This is a genomic window from Kushneria sp. EE4 (assembly GCF_977968315.1).
On record NZ_OZ386212.1, the window covers coordinates 1,359,385 to 1,378,693 of the forward strand.

The window sequence follows — 19,309 nt, forward strand, 5'->3', positions numbered from 1 at the left end:
ATGAAACCCTGATCAGGAAGTTGGGAAAGTGGTGGGATGGCCCAGCAGAGTGTGCGCCTTATGCTGGAGACGACGTACCGATGCATCGATACCCCACTGCGCGAGCGCATGCTGGCTGTCCGAATCGTGACACGTCACGACCGGCCACAGTCCCTGCACCGAATTAAAAAGACAGGTACTCTGCGACGCCAGCAGCCGGGAAAGCGGCGCGTGCTCTACAACCGTCAAATGACCGCTTTCGACCAGCGCGCGACGCAGCGTTCCTTCCACGCCACATTCGTTTAGTGCAGGCGTCCACCATCGGCCCTGATCAAACCAGGCCAGGTTCATGGCAGTGGCTTCAATGGGATGATCACGGTCGTTGAGCAAAATGCCTTCGGCGATGGCCTCGTCGTGCCACTCCTGACGTGCCAGCACGTTTTCCAGCCGGTTGAGATGCTTGATACCGGCCAGCGCAGGCTGACGCGCAAGCCGTAGACGGCAGAGCCGAACATTCACCCCCGTATTCCAGCGATCGACAAGGGGTGTAAAGGGCATGAACTGCCAGCGGCAACGCGGCTCGGACGGCACTGGTGGACGATAACCGCGCCCGCCACTACCGCGTGTGAGCATGATCTTGAGCACATGGTCACCGTCCGGCGCACGTGCAGCCAGCGTATCAAGCCACTGCCGCGAAGGGGCCTCAAAGCCCAGTCGATGCGCCCCCTGCGCCAAACGCTCGCAGTGCTCGTTCCAGAGCATTGGAACGCCCTCTCGGACCAGCACGGTTTCAAACAGACCGTCACCGTAGGCCAGTCCGCGATCCGTCAGGGGCACGGTTGACTCGCTTTCATCCCTGTCCGTCATGTTGACGCCATTAGATTCGCGAAAACACCAGCGAGCCGTTGGTACCGCCAAAACCGAATGAGTTCGACAGCGCATGCTCGATTTTCATTTCGCGTGCGGTATGCGGCACATAATCCAGACGGCACTGCTCATCGGGGTTATCCAGATTGATGGTCGGCGGTGCGACCTGATCGCGCAGTGCAAGAATGGAAAACGCCGCTTCAACCGCGCCGGCGGCACCCAGCAGGTGACCGATCATCGACTTGGTCGAACTAATGGCAACATCACGAGCAGACGCACCCAACACCTTCTCGATGGCAAGGCTTTCGGCCACGTCACCCACCATTGTGGAAGTACCATGGGCATTGATGTAGTCAATGCTTGAAGGATCAAGCCCGGCATCGCGAATGGCATTGCTCATGGCAAGGGCAGCGCCTGCGCCATCGCTGGGTGGCGCTGTCATGTGCCAGGCATCGTCGCTCATGCCGAACCCGGCACATTCCGCCAGGATATCGGCACCGCGTGCTCTGGCGTGTTCATACTCTTCCAGCACCAGTATCCCGGCACCATCGGAGAGTACAAACCCGTCACGATCGCGATCCCACGGGCGACTGGCTGCCTGCGGGTCATCGTTACGGGTTGAAAGCGCGCGTGCCGCGGAAAATCCGCCGACACCCAACGGTGTGCTGGCCATTTCGGCACCGCCACACACCATGACATCGGCATCGCCATATGCAATCGTGCGAGCCCCATAGCCAATGTTATGTGTTCCGGACGTACAGGCCGTCGTAATGGCAATGTTGGGACCACGAAAGCCAAACTGGATGGCCAGGTTCCCGGCGATCATGTTGATGATCGAGCCGGGAACAAAAAAGGGAGAAATGCGGCGAGCACCCGACTTCAACAGCGACTGGTGATTGGTTTCGATCATCGGCAATCCACCGATGCCCGAACCGATGGCAACCCCGATGCGATGCGCGTTTTCTTCGCTACAGGTAATCCCCGAGTTCTGAACGGCCTGTACGGAAGCTGCAATGCCATACTGGATGAAAAGATCCATCTTCTTGGCATCCTTGGGATTGAACCAGGGGGCCGGATCAAATCCCTTTACAGCGCCGCTGAAACGCGTATTCAAACCACTGGCATCAAAGTGCTCGATCGATCCGATACCGCTTTTGCCGGCCTTGATACTATCCCAGGTGGCATCAGTCGTATTACCTACCGGTGTTACCAGACCGATGCCGGTCACCACGACCCTTCTGCGAGGCATCGTTTTTCCTCCAAAAAAGACAGATAAGTGCGCTCGAGAGCCTGAATTCCTGCTGGATACCCGACCGCCTGCTGCAAGATATATCGTGGCCATTATACCGATTCTGCCGGTGCGGTCTCTGACTGATATACCCTTGATGGTTCAGCTTGAAAGGCCCGGCGCAGCCTGTACCGTCTACCGGTCAATTTTATTTAAAAATAAAGCCGCTCCCTAATGGGGCGGCTTTACAGGTCAACCCTGCCCCGAAGGGCCGGATCGCGCCAGAAACTTACTGATGAGCGACGATGTAGTCGATCGCTTCCTGCACGGTCGTGATCTTTTCAGCTTCTTCGTCGGGAATTTCGGTATCAAATTCCTCTTCGAGAGCCATTACCAGTTCCACTGTGTCGAGCGAGTCGGCGCCCAGATCTTCAGTGAAGGAAGAGCTGTTCTGGATCTCTTCTTCCTTGACGTTCAAACGTTCGGCAACAACTTTTTTAACGCGCTCTTCGATGGTACTCATTTATCATCACTCCTGGTTTACGAGTCGCCAGATCAAAACTGGCGGTAGTTTATAGACCGTCTTTCTTGGACGCAACAACGTCCTTTGCCGGCTCTAGCGCATGTTCATGCCGCCATTGACATGCAGCGTTTCACCGGTGATATACCCGGCGACATCACTGGTCAGAAAACACGCCGCCGCTGCAATTTCTTCGGGTTGCCCCAAGCGCGACAGCGGAATCTGATTCAGCAATGATTCCTTGTGTTTCTCCGGCAGATCACTGGTCATGTCGGTTGCAATAAAACCCGGCGCTACTGCATTGACGGTAACATTGCGTGAGGCAAGCTCGCGCGCCAGTGAACGAGTAAACCCTTCCATGCCGGCCTTTGCCGCAGCATAGTTACTCTGCCCTGCATTGCCCAGTGTCGCGACAACGGAACTGATATTGATGATGCGACCAAAGCGTGCGCGAGTCATTGCCTTCATGCAGGCCTTTGAAACACGATAGACCGAGGTGAGATTGGTATCCAGAACCTCATCCCATTCGTTATCCTTCATGCGCATCAACAGGTTATCACGAGTGATACCGGCATTGTTGACCAGAATCAGCGGCGCACCGAAACGCTCGCCAATCTCCTTGAGCACCTGATCGATGGCCTCGCTGTCGGTCACGTTGAGCACCATGCCCGCACCGGTGATCGAATGCGCGGCGAGATCATCCTCGATGCGGCGCGCACCGTCTTCACTGGTCGCCGTACCGATGACCGTATGGCCCTGTCGACCCAGCTCACGAGCAATGGCCTGACCAATGCCACGTGTTGCACCGGTAACCAGTGCCACTCTTGCTTCACTCATGCTTACCGTCCCTTTTGGGCTTGATGTCTTGTCATGCTCATTGAAATGCCGTTACTGACTCTCCGGCATCTCTTTTGCCAGCTCGATGGCGGCTGCAAGCGATTCGGGGTCGTTAACGGCCAGGCCGCGGCTCTGGCGTGCGATTCGCTTGCCCAGCCCGGTCAATACCTTGCCGGGGCCGCACTCGATAAAGACGCCGGCACCCTGCCCGGACAGCGCTTCCACGCATCGTGTCCAGAGGACCGGACGATAGAGCTGCTGTACCAGACACGCCCTAATGGTATCAAGATCGTCGTGCCAGGCGGCATCCACATTCTGGATAACACGATAGCGCGGCTGGCGCAGATCGATATCCGCCATGGCCTGCTCAAGGCGTTCTGCAGCAGGCTTCATCAGCGCGCAATGCGAAGGTACCGACACCGGCAGCGGCATGGCACGACGGGCGCCGCGCTCCTGACACAAAACGATGGCACGTTCGACCGCGGCCTTTTCGCCGGCGATGACGACCTGGCCGGGCGAGTTGTAATTGACAGCCGAGACAACACTGCCCTGAGCCGCCTGCTCACAGACCGCTTCCACGACATCATCATCGAGCCCCAGTATGGCGGCCATGCCGCCCTGACCTGCCGGCACAGCGTCCTGCATGGCTTCACCGCGCAGACGCACCAGTCGAACGCCATCGGCAAAACTCATGGCACCGGCACAGACCAGTGCACTGTACTCTCCAAGGCTGTGTCCGGCCATGGCCGTTGGTCGCGGGCCCTCAAGCTCCTGCCAGACACGCCAGATGGCCACGCTGGCAGTCAGCAGTGCCGGCTGGGTGCAGGCAGTGGTATTGAGCGCCGACTCGGGACCTTCCTGCGTTACGTGCCAGAGATCGTATCCCAGCGCGTCGGAGGCTTCCTCAAAAGTCGTTCTCACCACGCTATAGCGTTCGGCGAGCTCTCGCAGCATGCCCAGCTGCTGAGAACCCTGACCGGGAAAGACCAGGGCGAGGGCATTGCTCATCTGATTCACCTGTACTAACTCATTAAAGATTGAATAAGCGAAGCTTCATAAAGGACCATGATGCCGGCTCGCTTTCGGCTTCGCCACACGAAATGACCTTATGACATCAGTCTGTGCGGCAAATTCATTGCTGCCTCATCCACGGCACGGCGCACAGCATAGGCAAAGCCTTCGGCTTGTGCACCGCCATGGCTTTTTATCACGGTGGCTCTGAGCCCCAGAAAACTGGCGCCATTGTAACGCACCGGATTGAGTTCCTGCAGAAAACGACGCAGCACGGGCGCGGCCAGACGCCCTGCCATACGTGCATATAAACCGGTCTTGAATCCGGTTTGAAGACGCATCGCCAGCATGCGCGCCAGCCCTTCACTGCTTTTGAGCGCAATGTTGCCCACCATGCCATCACAGACTGCGACATCCGTGGTGCCGGCAAAAAGGGCATCACCTTCCACGTAGCCGATATATTCAAAATGGGTGTGATCGACACCGCGAAGCAGCGCGTCGGCTTCCCGTACGCGACGCTCTCCCCTGCCGCTTTCGGTGCCCACATTCAAAAGCCCCACACGCGGAAGACAGACACCGTCTACCAGCCTGACCATTGCAGCGCCCATGAACGCGAAGTCCACAAGATGCTCGGGCCTGGCATCCACATTGGCGCCCAGGTCGAGCATGTAACAGGGTCTATTAGAGGCAGTGGGTATGGCCGCACTGATGGCCGGGCGAGCAACGCTGTCCAGCATGCCAACGTCACGTCGTGCCAGCGCCATGATGGCACCGGTATGCTCACCGCTGACGCAGGCGCTGGCTTCATCATTGCGCAGTGCGACAAGGCTTGCATGGAGGCTGCCGAAAGGGGCATCGCGCAGGAGTCGCGAGGGCGTCATGCCAGCGGGAAGGCTGTCACCGGCTTCAACAAGATTGATGCGGGCGCGGACATGAGCAAGGGAGATGGGCAAACGGGAGAGTTCGACATCAAGCAGATGACGTCTGCCATAGAGCGTGACGCTGACCTCGGGTCTTTGCGCCAGTGCAAGTGCTGCTCCGGGAACAGTGGCGCGGGGACCGTAATCCCCGCCCATGGCGTCGATGGCGATACGCAAGGGCGGCATCGCCCGAACCATTTATTCTTCGACGTCGATGACCTTGCGGCCACGATAGTATCCGTCCGGTGCGACATGGTGACGGAGGTGAGTAGTACCGGTTTCCTTGTCCTGGGACAGCGTCGGAGCGGTCAGCGCATCGTGGGCACGACGCATACCGCGCTTGGAACGAGACTTGCGATTCTTTTGGACAGCCATGGGGTTGTCTCCGGTTGTAACGTAACGTCAGAAATGACTCAGTGATCCTTCAGGGAACGAAGCACACTGAACGGGTTATCGGCTCGCGCCGGCGTTGGCTCGACTTCGTCACCGCTTTGCAGCGAATCGCGAGAAACGGCGCAATCCGCTTCATCGTGATAGACCACCTGCGGCAGTGTCAGAAGCAGTTCGTCCTCGACAACCGGCAGCAGATCCAGATGTTCGTCTTCCACGAGCACCGGCTCATAGCGTGCCGGCAGCGTTGCTGCACGCTCATCGCTGGTCACCATGCCAAGCAGAAAGGTGCTTTCAAGATGAACCGGCATGGCCTGCAGGCATCGCTGACAGGGCATTTCGACATCGGCAGCAAATGAGCCTTCGATGTAATGCTGTCGCTGGGCATCGAGATCAAACGTCATGACAATATGACATTCCACCTCCTGCCGACCGATAGCATCGACGATACGAGGCATGGCAGAGAGAAGAATTCTCCCTTCCAGACGTTCGCCGCTGGCAGCAAGCCGATAGGGCTCGACCGTTTTGGGTAGTCGCGTGGTTGACATAGGCGCGCAATAATAGGGATTGTCCGTGAAAGTGTCAAAAGAGTTGTTGCAAACAATACACTTGAAGCAACAGACACTGTTCTAAATGACGGCCCTGCCTTTCTGCTCTGACACAAGTTTCAGGAGAAATGATGTCCCTGCTCGTTCTTGCCTCCGGCTCCGGTTCGCGCCGCGAACTGCTGGACCGTCTTGGTCTGCCCTTTCATTGCCACGCCCCCGATATCGATGAAACACCCCGGGAGGGTGAAACGCCACACGGACTGGCCGAGCGTTTGTCGCATGAAAAGGCCTGTGCCCTGGCAGAGCACTATCCCCACCATCTCATTATCGGTAGCGACCAGGTGGCCAGCATCGATAACGAGCGACTGGGAAAGCCCGGCACCCTCGACGGCGCGCGCAGGCAACTGGAGCGGTTTTCCGGGCAGCGGGTCAGCTTTTTTACAGGCGTTGCCCTGCTGGACACACGTCGCCATCACTGCGCCACCCACGTCGATCTTACGAGCGTGGACATGCGTACGCTTGATCCATGCGAAATCGAAGGCTATGTCAGAAAAGAGCCGGCCATCGACAGCGCCGGCGGCTTTTACATGGAAAAACTGGGCATGGCGCTTTTTGATGGCATCGAAACCACCGATCCCAGCGCGCTGATCGGCCTCCCACTCATCGCCCTTTGTCGGTTATTGCGCGATGCCGGCACCAACCCGCTACTCCAAGCGTAAGCCCTTTTAAACGACACATCGCCCCGCGGATCAGCGCAGACGAACAGGCGACTCGCTGGTCTGCAGATCGATTCCCAGATACTGGGCGGCCACCCGGCCAAAGTGGCGTGAGATCTGCTCGAGTGGATCGCCGCTCTGGGTGTAGTCTGTGGTTTTGGCACTACCGGTCATATCGCGTGCGATATCATCAACGCTTTTAAGACCATCCGTCAGCCCCTTGTCAGCAGCCTCCTCCCCGGTCCATACCAGACCCGAGAAAAGTGCCGGATCATCCGACAGGCGATCCCCGCGGCCGGCTTTAACAGCATTGATGAACTGATCATGCGTCTGATCAAGGACGTGCTGCCAGAAGCGGCGCTGCTCCTCGTTGACGGGCTGAAACGGATCGAGCATGTCCTTGTTTTCACCGGCGGTGAATACACGCCGCTCAACGCCCAGCTTGTCTATCGCGCCTTCAAGGCCGAATCCCGAGTAAACCACGCCGATGGATCCGACAAGACTGGCCGGCGCCGCATAAATCTCGTCCGCCGCGGAGGCGATATAGTAGGCACCGCTGGCGCCGATATCCTCGATGACAGCGATAATGGGCTTGTCATCGGTGCTGCGAAGACGGCGAATCTCGTCATAAATACGCTGCGACTGTACAGGAGAGCCGCCAGGACTGTTGATCTGCAACACCACCGCCGTATCCGAGCCCCGCCAGGCATTGTTCAGCCCTCGAATGACCCTTTCGGCACTGGCCGGCGAGCGACTGTCGATGACCCCTTCCACCTTGACGACTCCGACACGGTTGCCTGCCAGCGACTCCCGATCTCCTGTCATCATGAAGGCCACGATGGCCGCCACCGCAATCCAGAAGCCCCAGAACAGCAGACGAAAGAAAATTTTCCAACGGCGGCTTCGACGCTGCTCGCGCACCATTTCGAGCAACCACCGCTCCATGAGCGCCTCACGGGATTCGCTTACCCGAGCAGGGTCTTCAGCCGTCGCCTCGGCGTCTGTCATGTCGCGCCCCGTCCATCGATCTTTTTGATCACTCATGCACCCCGCTCCCTGTGTGCCGACAGACCGTCGGCGCCAGCCACGACATCAGTTCATGGAAATTGTGCACCACGCCAACGGGTGAAAAATCTCCCAGCTGCTGTGCATTGTGCACACCCCAGGTGACAGCGACCCGATCCATGCCCAGCGCCTGCGCCATGCCCATGTCATGGACACTGTCACCGATCATGACAGCCTCTTCGAGAGCGACATCCAGCGTTTGAAGCAGCTCGGTCAGCATGAGCGGATCGGGTTTCGAGCGAGTCAGATCCGCTGTGCGACTGTCATCAAACCAGTGACCGCAATCGCGCTCGATAAAAATTCGATCCAGCCCCCGGCGGCTCTTGCCGGTAGCCACGGCAAGTTTCAGGTCAGACATTGCCCGCAGGCGGGAGATCCCCTTTTCCACACCATCAAAAAACGGCAAGGCAGGCCCTTCCTTTTCAGCGGTCACGAAATGATGTGAGTAGCGTTTGCGAAGCTGCTCGGCCCGCTCGCCCTCAATGCCGGGACACAGCCGGGCAATGGCTTCAGGCAGGCCGAGACCGATAATATCTCGCACGGCCTCGTCGCTCAGTGCAGGCCAGCCCACATCGTCTCCTGCCCGTTGCATGCAATCCACGATTCGATCTGCCGAATCCATGAGCGTGCCATCCCAGTCAAAGATGATCAGACGATACCGCATCGCTGCCGTGCTCCTTTTAACCTACCCATCGATGGACCGCCTGCATCGGCGGCATTTGTTAGCGAAGGCGTGCCAGCACATTCTGCAAATCATCACTCAGGGGAGCATGCAGCTGGACGAGCTGTTCCGAGGCGGGGTCAGTGAACCCAAGCATTCGCGCATGCAGAAAAAGGCGAGACAGCTCACAGCGTGTGGCCAGACGCTCTCCGCTGGTACTGCCATATTTGGTATCCCCCAGCAGAGGGTGGCCGGCATGGCCGGCATGTACGCGAATCTGATGGGTACGCCCCGTGACGGGTTCTGCCTCCACAAGCGAGGCACCCTTCAGGGATTCAACGAGCGTAAAGCGTGTCCTGGAGGCCTTGCCGGCGGCGTCCACCCTTACACGCCGTTCGCCGTTGGCCAGCTCAAAGCGCAAAAGCGGCGCATCGACCTCATGGCGCTCGACCGGCCACCCCCCTTCTACCAGTGCCATATAATGCTTTTGCATTCGGTGCTGACGCAGTTCATCACTGAGAAAGTTGAGCGCACTACGGGATTTTGCCACCAGCAGGCATCCGGACGTATCGCGATCCAGTCGATGCACCAGTTCAAGATAAGGCAGGTCATCACGGATCTGACGCAGGGCTTCGATGAGCCCGATCTTGACGCCGCTGCCACCGTGCACGGCAAGCCCGGAGGGCTTGTTGAACACCATCCAGTCCGGCGTTTCCTTCAAAAGGCTGTTTGTGATGACATGGCGCAGATTATCGCTGACCTCCTGTACAGCCTCCTGGGGGGTCAGGCGCAACGGCGGCACCCGCACCCGATCTCCCTTGATCAGACGCCGGCTCGCCTTTCCACGCCCTCCGTTAATGCGTACTTCACCGCGGCGAATGATCCGATAGATCAGGGTGCGAGGCGCGCCCTTGAGATGGGCAAGAAGAAAATTATCCAGCCGCTGTCCATCATGATGTTCATCGATTTCAAGCCACTGAACGCCACGCCCCTCGGCCATGTTAATTTCCTCTTTTACCTGCTGTAAGGGCCGGCATTGTAGCGAAATAACGTGGTGATGGCCCCGATTGTGGGCACATGGGTTTACTGTTATATTCCGGGGGCTTCCTTAAGGTTTGAAAGACCTGACAGCGCCTGCATCAGATGACACGCAGGCCGAAGCAACAGAACAGTCGCCGGAGGATATTTACCCGGCACCTGGCAGTATTGAAGTACCCGGATTTCGCATCACGGGATAAACCATTTCCGTACCGAAAGCCGGTGCTGTCGAATTGATGGCCATCAGGTGTGACCGCCCCACTGGAAGACCGGTTAAGCAACCATGCTGCCGCGACATGTCTTCAGGCGGTCACGTACTCAACATGATCATGAAGCCTTTTCCGGGCACGTCTGTATGGCGCCCAGGAAATTGAAACATACTTGTAGACATGCGCTGAGCACAAACACTCTGGCCCGCGATTCGGCTGTACCGATGCCCGGCGCGACAGTCGATCGACCTTAGGGGTTGATAACAATTGTGGCACGGCATTTGTCTGGCGGTACGCTTAGTCAGTGAGACAACATGAAACGCATGCTTATCAACGCGACGCAGCCTGAAGAGCTGAGAGTCGCGCTGGTCGATGGTCAAAGACTTTACGACCTCGACATCGAATCCGGTGCCCGGGAACAAAAAAAGGCCAACATCTATCGCGGCCGTATCACCCGGGTCGAGCCCAGCCTTGAAGCCGCCTTTGTTGATTTCGGCGCCGACCGCCATGGCTTTTTGCCGCTCAAGGAAATTTCGCGCGAATACTTCTCGAAGGAACCTTCCGGTAACGGCCGACCCAATATTCGGGAAGTCATCAAGGAAGGCCAGGAAGTCATTGTCCAGGTCGACAAGGAAGAGCGCGGCAACAAGGGCGCGGCACTGACCACCTTTATCAGCCTGGCCGGTCGCTTTCTGGTACTGATGCCCAACAACCCGCGGGCAGGCGGCATCTCGCGTCGCATCGAAGGCGATGAACGCACCGAGCTGAAAGAAGCCATGAGCCAGCTCACCATGCCCGAAAAGATGGGCGTGATTGTGCGTACCGCCGGCATCGGTCGCTCCTCTGAAGAGTTGCAGTGGGACCTGGACTATCTGGTACAGGTCTGGGAAACCATTACCGAAGAAGCCGGCAAGCGTTCGGCCCCCTTCCTGATCTATCGCGAATCCAACGTTATCATCCGCGCCATGCGCGATTACCTGCGCCAGGACATTGGCGAGGTCTTGATTGACCACGTTGACGTGCATGAAGAAGCGCTCAATTTCGTTAAGCAGGTCATGCCGTCGTATCAGCAAAAGATCAAGCTGTATAACGACGATGTGCCCCTCTTCTCTCGTTTCCAGATCGAATCTCAGATCGAGACGGCCTACGAGCGTGAAGTCAAACTGCCCTCGGGCGGCTCTGTCGTCATCGACCATACCGAAGCACTGGTATCCATCGACATTAACTCCTCGCGCGCCACCAAGGGCGGCGACATCGAGGAGACCGCACTGCAGACCAACGTGGAAGCGGCCGACGAAATTGCCCGTCAGCTGCGCCTGCGCGATATCGGCGGTCTGGTGGTGATCGATTTCATCGACATGTCCCCTGCCCGCAACCAGCGCGAAGTCGAAAACCGCGTTCGTGACGCCCTGAAACTTGACCGCGCTCGCGTACAGATCGGTCGGATCTCGCGTTTCGGCCTGATGGAGATGTCGCGCCAGCGCCTGCGACCTTCACTGGGTGAAACCAGCGGTGTGGTATGTCCGCGCTGCAACGGTCAAGGCACCATTCGAGATGTTCGCTCGCTTTCGCTGTCGATCATGCGCCTGATCGAAGAAGAAGCGATGAAGGATCGCAGCTCGCAGATCCGCGCCATGTTGCCGGTACCGGTCGCCACCTACCTGCTTAATGAAAAGCGTAACGTCCTTGCCGATATCGAGCGTCGCCAGGGTGTGCGCGTCATGCTGCTGCCGCAGCCTGAACTTGAAACACCGCACTACGATGTTCAGCGCTATCGCGACGATCAGGTCGATCCCGAAGAAGCGGCACGTTCAAGCTTTGAGCTGTCAGACGATTTCGAGGCGCCCGAAGATGAAAGCGAAACCTATCGCAAGCCCGTCAAGCGTGCCGAGGCTGCCGTACGTTCCGTTGCCCATCGCACGCCGGCCCCCGAGCCGACTGCCGCTGCCGAGCCGGCCAACGAAGAGCCGTCGGGCTTTTTGAACCGTCTCATGAAAGGCTTCAATCGCCTGATGGGCAGTGACGAGAGCACCAGCAAGCAGGAAACTGCCAGCACCCCGTCTCAAAGCGACCAGCCCCGCAAGGAAAGCACTCAACCGGCCACACGGACCGAAAAGCAGCCATCTTCTGCTCAGGACACTGCAGCAAGAGAGGAACAGAAAGCTTCTTCGGACAGCGGCGAACAGCGCAACAGCCGTCGCGACAGCGCCAAACGCGATGACAGCACCGCAAGCAAAAACGCTCGCAACGACAAGCGTACATCTTCCGACAAGGGACGTGACGACAAAAATCGTCGTGACCGGCCGTCACGCGATTCAGACAAGAGCGATAATACCGGCGGGCGTAACGACAAGCGCCAGCAAAACGGTGCCTCTGACAAGGGTGACAGCGCTACCAGCGATCGCAATGACAAGCGTCAGCAAAATGGTACGCCATCCAGGGGCGATAACGCCGCCCCCGATCGCGGCGACAAGCGTCAGCAAAGCGCTGCAGTAGACAAGGGCCCCGAAAAATCACGTGACGACAGCGAGCGTAAAAAGCCCGCAGCCGACGCGCCTGCCAAAACGGAAAGCGCGCAGGCCGAGCCGGCGCAACAGTCTCCTGCTCAGTCTCAGGATGGTGATGATGGCAAGGCTCGTCGTACTCGCAATAACCCGCGTCAGCGCAGCCGCAAGCAGGCCCTGAACCCGGAGGCCGTTGCAGAGCAGGAGCGCCTGCAGGCTGAAGAAAGCCGGACCGCGGAAACTGCCGGTGCTGATGGGCTGGCACAGACCGGGGAAGCAGTTTCCGGCAATAAAACGGCCAACACCGCCCCAGAGACGTCGACATCGCAGTCCAGTGATGCGCCTACCTCGAAAGAGACAGATATCGCTGCCACAAAGGACACTGCCGACTCGAAAAACGCTTCTTCTGCGAAGGAAAATGCGCCCGCTTTTGATAAAAAAGCAGCGGCTTCTGGCGAGAAAGCGCCAGCTTCTGACGAGAAGGCGCCGGGAGCCGGTCGAAAATCGGTTAGCGCCACCTTCGGCCGTGACTCGTCGACCTCTGAAAGCACTTCGGATCAGCAGGATGCGAAAACCGGTCGGTCTGCCACAGCGGCGCAATCCAGCGTCGCGACAACAGAAAATGCCGCTGACAAGGGCAAGGATGCTGCCCTCAAGTCATCAAGCGAAGCATCCGAGGCGGTCAGGCAAAAGGCTCCCGGTGAAAGCGCTGCTGTCGCATCAGACAAGCCGACTACCGAAGCAACAGGTAAAAAGGCCGAGAAACAATCCGGGCCTGATGCTGCTTCGACATCTGCCAAAGAAACCGAAAAAGCAGATGCAGGCGCCGACAAGCGCTCTTCGGCTGATGCGAAACCCGATGCAAAGAAAGAAGATGTTGATGCCGGCAAAACCTCCACGGCCCCCGTGGCAAGCGAGGCAACGCCGCGTGAGCAGCCGCATCTGGTTTCTCGAGAAGCCGCCGATGCACCTGTAGCGGCAAAGGCTTCAAACGAAGCCCCGGCACGCGACATCAACAAGCAAAGCGTGACGGCACGTGACAAGGGCACGGAAAAGACCGCACCGAAAGGCGCGACCACCTCCGAAGCCGATCAGGCGTCAAGCCAGGCAACCGGTACCACTGCTACCAAAAGCGCCGACAAGCCTGCCGCCGCTGATGCCGGCAGATCTGCGCAACCCGAGGCCACTACCGGCAAGGAAGATAGCAAGCGTGAAGGCATCGCGACTGCCGCTACCAGTAACAAGCCTGCGGCTGATAAAGACGCTGACAAGGCGACAGGCTCTGATAGCGCTTTGGTAAAAGGCGAAACGCCTGCAAAGGAGACTGACTCTCAAAAGCGTCAGCGCCGCCGTGCGCACAATGACCCGCGTGAGCGTCGTCGCCAGCAGCAGCGCGAACAGCGTGAAAACCAGTCTTCCGGTGAATAACGCAAAGCCTGCATGAAAAAGGCCCGCTCCAATGGAGCGGGCCTTTTATTATGCCGCCGGTTCTGAAAGTCTCTGAACCGCTACTCTCCGATGATGCCGGGCTCCATTTCAAGCGTGACGCCAAAACGTGCATCAACGGAATGTCGAATGCGCTCGGCCAGTTCCAGCAGGTCCTTTACACTGGCGCCACCGTAATGCACCAGTACCAGTGCCTGCTTTTGATGAACCCCCACGCCATGGCTGCAATAGCCCTTCCAGCCACACTGGTCGATCAACCAGCCAGCCGCCAGTTTGGCACCCTGCGCCGTCTTCCAGACCGGCATTGCAGGCCACTGCGTTGTCAGCCTTTCGGCCTGCTCCCGCGACACCACCGGGTTTTTGAAAAAACTGCCCGCATTACCGAGTAACTGCGGGTCAGGCAGTTTCTCCCGGCGCATGTCAGCCACCGCAGTGACGACATCAAAGGGCCCGGGCGCGACCGGCAAACGAGCGGCAAGATCGCCATAGCCCAGTCGCGCATACCCCTTGCGATCGAGCCTTAATACCACTTTGACAATCACGACCCTGCCGGCCAGCGCGGTCTTGAAAACACTGTGCCGGTAGCCGAAATCACATCCAGCATGGTCAATAATTTCGTAGCGACCATCCTCGATGTGCACGACATGCACACTTTCGATCACGTCACCGATCTCGCTGCCATAGGCGCCGATGTTTTGAATGGGAGCCGCCCCCACCGAGCCAGGAATCAATGCCAGATTCTCGATGCCCCACCAGCCGCTGCCAGCGGTTTCCTCGACCAGCGCGTGCCAGTTCACGCCCGCCTCGACATGCCAGAGCGCCTCATGTTCGTTAACGCTTTCCTGCCAGATGCGCCGCCCCGTGTAGCGCAACATCAGGGCGTCAATACGAGGCTTCATGACCAGATTGCTGCCGCCCCCCAACGGGATAACGCGGTCGAATCGCGGCCGGCCCGCGGCGAGAACGCGCTGGAGAGAAAGCAGGGAATCGGCTTCGGCCAGCGCTCGGGCCGTGGCCTCAAAACCCAGCGTGTTATATGACTGAAGGCCAACGCCGTACTGCATCCTCAATCCGATGCTTCCCCGCGTTTTAACCGTTCGAGAAGCCCCTGGCAGCCGGCAGTGATCTGATCGGCCACTCGTCCGAAATTGTCGGTATTGCCGAAGTAGGGATCACCAATTTCCGTACCGGTATCTTCACTGGCGAAATCCATCAAAAGGCCCACGTGCGCTCGGCCGCTGTCGGGCGCCATTTTCTGCAGGGCCTCAAGGTTGTCGCCATCCATGCAGAGAATGTAATCAAAGCGGTCAAAATCATCCCGACGAACCACGCGGCCACGCAGCTCGGTGATATCAACATCGCGCTGCTGCGCTTCACGCATGGCCCGCGGGTCGGGCGGCTCTCCCACGTGATAGTCGCCCACACCGCAGGAATCCGTCTCGATTCGGGCGTCGAGCCCCGACTGATGTACCATTTGACGAAAAATGCCTTCGGCCATGGGAGAACGACAGATGTTCCCCAGGCAGACGAACAGGACTCGAGTCAATCTGATCTCCTTGTCAGCCATTCGCGTACGCGCGCCAGATCCTCGGGCGTATCCACACCGGCGGGATACTGCTCGGTGGCCACGGCAACGGAAATGGCATGACCGTGATAAAGCGCCCGCAACTGCTCAAGCTGCTCGCAGGCCTCCACGGGCGCTATCGGAAGTGTTTGGTAATCACGCAGAAAGGATGCGCGATAAGCGTAAATACCGATATGTCGCAGCCAGCCCTCGCCTGGATCGTGACCATCCTCCATCGGTTCGGAGACTGACGGATCAAAGCGATCACGATCCCAGGGGATGGGTGCGCGTGAAAAATAAAGAGCGCGCCCCTGATGGTTACGGACCACCTTGACCACGCTGGCACGCATCAGGGTCGCTCGATCGGTAATCGGCTCTGCAAGCGTTGCCATGGCCGCACTCTCGTCACCCTGCAGTGATGCCGCCACCTGATCGATCAGGCTGCTGGGCAGCAACGGCTCATCGCCCTGAACGTTGACAATACAGGCTGAATCCTCGAGTCCCAGTTTGTCGATGACCTCTGTCAGGCGTGAGGTGCCGTTGACGTGGTCTTCCCGTGTCATCACGACTTCGGCACCGAAAGCGCGAGCGACACCGGCGATCTGCTCGTGATCGGTGGCAATCAGCACACGGGTGGCCCCTGATGCCACGGCACGCTGCCAGACATGCTCGATCATGGGCTTGCCGGCAATATCAAGCAGGGGCTTGCCGGGCAGGCGCTGTGAGGCAAACCGGGCCGGAATTACAACGGTAAAGGCCTGACTCATGACGCCGCCGATGTCCCCTGCGCCTTGCCAAGCGATTCTTCAACGCTCAGGCGACGAGCACGGCTGACCAGCATGACGGGAATACCATCCGTGATGGGATAGGCCAATCCGCTTTCGCGACACAATAGCTCGCCGCTGTCCCGATTGTATTCGAGCTTTCCACCACTTTCGGGGCACACCAGCATGGCAAGCAGTTCCTGGTCCATTTCTTTCTCCTGCATCAGAGTTTTTCAAGACGCGCTGCCAGCCACTCGATCAGTGCCGGCTCGGGGCGCGCTTCAACATCCAGTGACCAGCATCGTTCGTTGGCAAAGGGGCGACACTTGACGGCATCCTTGGCCGTCATGACCACCGGGCGATTATCGGAAAAACGCACATCCTGCGCCGAAAATCGATGGTGGTCCGGCAACGGGTGCTGATCGAATGCCACACCCAGCGTCTCGAGCGTTTTGAAAAAACGCTGCGGATTACCGATGCCGGCAATGGCATGGACTCGCCCGTCAAAAGGCCGGGCCTCGATACTATAGCAAACACCGTCATTGAGGTGACGCCAGGCACTGGGCACCAGAGACATGGTGTACTGCGCGACAGCCTCCGGCGCCTGCAGATCGCCGTTGGAGATAACAGCATCCACTTCCGCCAGCCGGGAAAGCGGCTCACGCAATGGCCCTGCCGGCAGACAGCGACCGTTGCCAAATCCGCGGGCGCCATCGACCACCACCAGCTCGATATCCCGCCCCAGCGCGTGATGCTGCAGCCCGTCATCGGAGAGCAAAATATTGCAGCCGGCAGCAATCAGCTTGCGCGCGGCACGCGGACGATCCGGGTCTACCACGACAGGCAGATGTGTCTGCTGGGCCAGCATGACGGGCTCATCGCCGGCATGGGCCACGTCACTGTTTTCGCTGACATAGAAGGGATAGCGCGGCGCGTGGCCACCGTAGCCGCGTGAAATGATGCCGGGCGCCCAGCCCTGATCCTGCAGCCAGCGCCCGAGCCATGCGGTCAAGGGTGATTTACCGGTACCGCCTACCGTGATGTTACCGACAACGATGACCGGTACCGGCGACGCCCAGATTTCACGCCGACCGCTGTGATAAGCCTGACGACGGCGATCCGCAATACGCTTGTACAGCATTTCAAGCGGCGTCAGCAGCACCGGCCAGCGGGCGCCGTTGTACCAGGCGCTTTCAAGCCCCTTCATGAACACGACGCCCCTGGAAGGCACTCATACAGGGACATTGGTGCGCTCCTCGCTGAACTGAATGCGATGCAGCGCGGCATAGGCACCGTCATTTTTCAGTAGCGTGTCATGATCGCCCGATTCGATGATTTCGCCGTTGTCCATGACCAGTATTCGATCGGCCTGTTCAATGGTCGACAGCCGGTGCGCGATGACAAAGGTGGTACGACCCTCGCAGACCCTTTCAAGCGCCTGCTGGATGTAGCGCTCGGACTCCGTATCCAGTGCCGAGGTCGCCTCGTCCAGCACCAGGATGGGGGCATCCTTGAAAATGGCACGCGCGATCGCGATGCGCTGGCGCTGGCCGCCGGAGAGCATGACGCCATTATCACCGACCAGAGTGTCATACCCCTGTGGCAGGCGTTCGATAAACTCATCGGCATAGGCCGCCTGAGCCGCTGCCACCACAGCCTCGCGCGTGGCGTTGTCGATACCGTAGGCGATGTTGTCAGCCACAGTGGCATTGAACAGCGTGACATTCTGGGTCACCAGCGCAATCTGGCGGCGCAGGGCCTGCATTGAGTAATCACGGATGTCCACTCCGTCGATACAGATGCGCCCGCCTGTCGCGTCATAGAAACGCGGCAGCATATTCATCATGGTGCTCTTGCCACTGCCGGATCGCCCGACCAGCGCAATCATCTCGCCGGAACGCACCTCATGACTGATGCCCTTGAGCACATCCGGCAGGTCGCTGCCGTAGCGAAAGCGCACCTCTTCAAAGCTGACACGCCCCTGGACGCGTCCCGGGTCGCGCGTGCCGTTATCCGGCTCACGCGGTCTGTCCATCAATTCAAAAAGCTCCTGGGCCGCGGCCAGTCCCTTTTGAATGACGCCGTTGATTTCCGTCAACGACTTGATGGGCTTGATGATCATGCTGGCCGCGGTAATAAAGCCGATGAACTGACCGGGGCTCATGTTGCCCAGAAGCTCGGGCGCCAGTGCCAGCCAGACCAGCAATGCCAGCGACACGGCCACCATCGTCTGGATAACCGGCGCACTGATGGCCTTGGTCAGAGCCTCTTTCAGACTCTGGTCGCGGTTGTATTGACTGGCTCGGTTGAAGCGATCGTATTCATGCTGCTCTGCCCCGTGCGTACGAACCACTCGGTAGCCTGTAATGGTCTCGGATGCCACATGGGTCACTTCACCCACCGACTTCTGAATTCGCCGCGAAAGCTTGCGAAAGCGCTTGCTGCACCAGGCCACTACAAACCCGATCAAGGGGGTCACTGCAATGAAGATCAGCATCAGCTTCCAGTTGACCCAGAACAGATAGATCGTCAGACCCAGTACCAGCATGCCCTCCTGCAGCACCACGTTGAGCGCTTTGGTGGCAGCACCCGTGACCTGCTCAACGTGATAGGTCACGCGTGAAATCAGATGGCCGCCGCTGTTTTCATCGTAAAAGCGCCCCGGTAGATGCAGCATTTGATCAAATACCGACACACGCAGGCGATGCACCACGTTGCGCGCCACATACTCCATACCGTAGGAACCCAGAAAGGTGCCAAAACCACGGGCAAGGAAAATGCCGATAATCATCAAAGGCAGGGCCTGACGAAAATCGGCATCGGGGTTTTGTATACCGTCTGTCAGAAACTCCATGATGCGTGCCATGAGAGTACTGGAGCCTGCATAGATGGCATTGCCGATCAGCGCGATCGCAAAGGCCTTCCAGAAAGGCTTTACATAGGTCAGCAGACGGGCGTACAGCGTCAGACTGGCGTTTGACTTCACGGGCTCTCCTGCCTGGCTGATAATGATACCGGGTAAACACGTCAGGACGCCGGCAG

Annotated in this window: 19 protein-coding genes; 2 read left to right on the top strand and 17 right to left on the bottom strand. The window is 58.6% G+C overall.

The window, feature by feature from the left end; genetic code table 11:
* Positions 1 to 12: 12 nt before the first annotated feature.
* The 8 genes from pabC to ACXMYO_RS06315 form a co-directional block, all read right to left on the bottom strand.
* Positions 13 to 846 carry an aminodeoxychorismate lyase gene (gene pabC / locus ACXMYO_RS06280; RefSeq protein WP_457808141.1) on the bottom strand — a complete coding sequence of 278 codons (834 nt, stop codon included), beginning with the start codon at positions 844 to 846 and terminating at the stop codon, positions 13 to 15.
* Between the two features lie 10 nt (positions 847 to 856).
* The gene (gene fabF, locus ACXMYO_RS06285; RefSeq protein ID WP_438767528.1) at positions 857 to 2,095 is read right to left on the bottom strand and encodes a beta-ketoacyl-ACP synthase II; all 1,239 of its coding nucleotides are present in this window, start codon (positions 2,093 to 2,095) and stop codon (positions 857 to 859) included.
* 268 nt (positions 2,096 to 2,363) lie between these two features.
* Positions 2,364 to 2,597: an acyl carrier protein gene (acpP, locus tag ACXMYO_RS06290; protein WP_019951639.1), complete on the bottom strand. Its 234-nt coding sequence runs from the start codon at positions 2,595 to 2,597 to the stop codon at positions 2,364 to 2,366.
* 93 nt (positions 2,598 to 2,690) lie between these two features.
* Positions 2,691 to 3,431: a 3-oxoacyl-ACP reductase FabG gene (gene fabG, locus ACXMYO_RS06295; RefSeq protein ID WP_457808143.1), complete on the bottom strand. Its 741-nt coding sequence runs from the start codon at positions 3,429 to 3,431 to the stop codon at positions 2,691 to 2,693.
* A gap of 51 nt (positions 3,432 to 3,482) precedes the next feature.
* A complete protein-coding gene (fabD, locus tag ACXMYO_RS06300) occupies positions 3,483 to 4,439 on the bottom strand; it encodes an ACP S-malonyltransferase (RefSeq protein WP_438767530.1) in 957 nt (318 codons plus the stop codon).
* A 98-nt stretch (positions 4,440 to 4,537) separates the two neighbouring features.
* A complete protein-coding gene (gene plsX / locus ACXMYO_RS06305) occupies positions 4,538 to 5,539 on the bottom strand; it encodes a phosphate acyltransferase PlsX (RefSeq protein ID WP_457808144.1) in 1,002 nt (333 codons plus the stop codon).
* Between the two features lie 21 nt (positions 5,540 to 5,560).
* Positions 5,561 to 5,737, bottom strand: coding sequence for a 50S ribosomal protein L32 (rpmF, locus tag ACXMYO_RS06310; protein ID WP_115853021.1), 177 nt, complete (start codon positions 5,735 to 5,737; stop codon positions 5,561 to 5,563).
* A gap of 38 nt (positions 5,738 to 5,775) precedes the next feature.
* Positions 5,776 to 6,300 carry a YceD family protein gene (locus ACXMYO_RS06315; protein ID WP_438767534.1) on the bottom strand — a complete coding sequence of 175 codons (525 nt, stop codon included), beginning with the start codon at positions 6,298 to 6,300 and terminating at the stop codon, positions 5,776 to 5,778.
* Between the two features lie 131 nt (positions 6,301 to 6,431).
* On the opposite strand from ACXMYO_RS06315, the gene ACXMYO_RS06320 reads away from it, so the two are divergent.
* Positions 6,432 to 7,019 (top strand): Maf family protein, encoded by a 588-nt coding sequence (locus ACXMYO_RS06320; RefSeq protein WP_457808145.1) that lies wholly within the window; start codon positions 6,432 to 6,434, stop codon positions 7,017 to 7,019.
* Positions 7,020 to 7,049: 30 nt separating this feature from the next.
* Here the strand turns inward: ACXMYO_RS06320 and sppA are convergent, their stop codons facing one another.
* Genes sppA through ACXMYO_RS06335 form a run of 3 tightly spaced genes read right to left on the bottom strand, consistent with a single transcriptional unit; the run spans position 7,050 to position 9,742 of the window.
* The gene (gene sppA, locus ACXMYO_RS06325; RefSeq protein ID WP_457808146.1) at positions 7,050 to 8,060 is read right to left on the bottom strand and encodes a signal peptide peptidase SppA; all 1,011 of its coding nucleotides are present in this window, start codon (positions 8,058 to 8,060) and stop codon (positions 7,050 to 7,052) included.
* Entirely contained in the window at positions 8,053 to 8,745 is a 693-nt protein-coding gene (locus ACXMYO_RS06330) for an HAD-IA family hydrolase (protein WP_457808147.1), read from the bottom strand. Before ACXMYO_RS06330 ends, sppA begins: the two co-directional genes overlap by 8 nt.
* A gap of 58 nt (positions 8,746 to 8,803) precedes the next feature.
* Positions 8,804 to 9,742 (bottom strand): RluA family pseudouridine synthase, encoded by a 939-nt coding sequence (locus ACXMYO_RS06335; RefSeq protein WP_457808148.1) that lies wholly within the window; start codon positions 9,740 to 9,742, stop codon positions 8,804 to 8,806.
* 561 nt (positions 9,743 to 10,303) lie between these two features.
* Between ACXMYO_RS06335 and rne the strand changes: the two genes are divergently transcribed.
* Entirely contained in the window at positions 10,304 to 13,921 is a 3,618-nt protein-coding gene (gene rne / locus ACXMYO_RS06340; protein ID WP_457808149.1) for a ribonuclease E, read from the top strand.
* A gap of 80 nt (positions 13,922 to 14,001) precedes the next feature.
* Here rne and murB read toward each other — a convergent pair whose 3' ends face one another.
* From murB to msbA, 6 genes are read right to left on the bottom strand one after another with little or no spacing between them, the layout of a single operon-like run.
* Positions 14,002 to 15,003 carry a UDP-N-acetylmuramate dehydrogenase gene (gene murB, locus ACXMYO_RS06345; protein ID WP_457808150.1) on the bottom strand — a complete coding sequence of 334 codons (1,002 nt, stop codon included), beginning with the start codon at positions 15,001 to 15,003 and terminating at the stop codon, positions 14,002 to 14,004.
* Positions 15,004 to 15,005: 2 nt separating this feature from the next.
* The gene (locus ACXMYO_RS06350; RefSeq protein ID WP_457808151.1) at positions 15,006 to 15,506 is read right to left on the bottom strand and encodes a low molecular weight protein-tyrosine-phosphatase; all 501 of its coding nucleotides are present in this window, start codon (positions 15,504 to 15,506) and stop codon (positions 15,006 to 15,008) included.
* Positions 15,482 to 16,270: a 3-deoxy-manno-octulosonate cytidylyltransferase gene (kdsB, locus tag ACXMYO_RS06355; RefSeq protein ID WP_457808152.1), complete on the bottom strand. Its 789-nt coding sequence runs from the start codon at positions 16,268 to 16,270 to the stop codon at positions 15,482 to 15,484. The genes ACXMYO_RS06350 and kdsB overlap by 25 nt, the downstream gene beginning before the upstream one ends.
* Positions 16,267 to 16,476: a Trm112 family protein gene (locus ACXMYO_RS06360; RefSeq protein WP_457808153.1), complete on the bottom strand. Its 210-nt coding sequence runs from the start codon at positions 16,474 to 16,476 to the stop codon at positions 16,267 to 16,269. The genes kdsB and ACXMYO_RS06360 overlap by 4 nt, the downstream gene beginning before the upstream one ends.
* 14 nt (positions 16,477 to 16,490) lie before the next feature.
* Positions 16,491 to 17,474 (bottom strand): tetraacyldisaccharide 4'-kinase, encoded by a 984-nt coding sequence (lpxK, locus tag ACXMYO_RS06365; protein ID WP_457808155.1) that lies wholly within the window; start codon positions 17,472 to 17,474, stop codon positions 16,491 to 16,493.
* A gap of 24 nt (positions 17,475 to 17,498) precedes the next feature.
* Complete coding sequence (gene msbA / locus ACXMYO_RS06370) at positions 17,499 to 19,253, bottom strand: lipid A export permease/ATP-binding protein MsbA (protein ID WP_438767553.1); 1,755 nt, start codon at positions 19,251 to 19,253, stop codon at positions 17,499 to 17,501.
* Between the last annotated feature and the right edge of the window lie 56 nt (positions 19,254 to 19,309).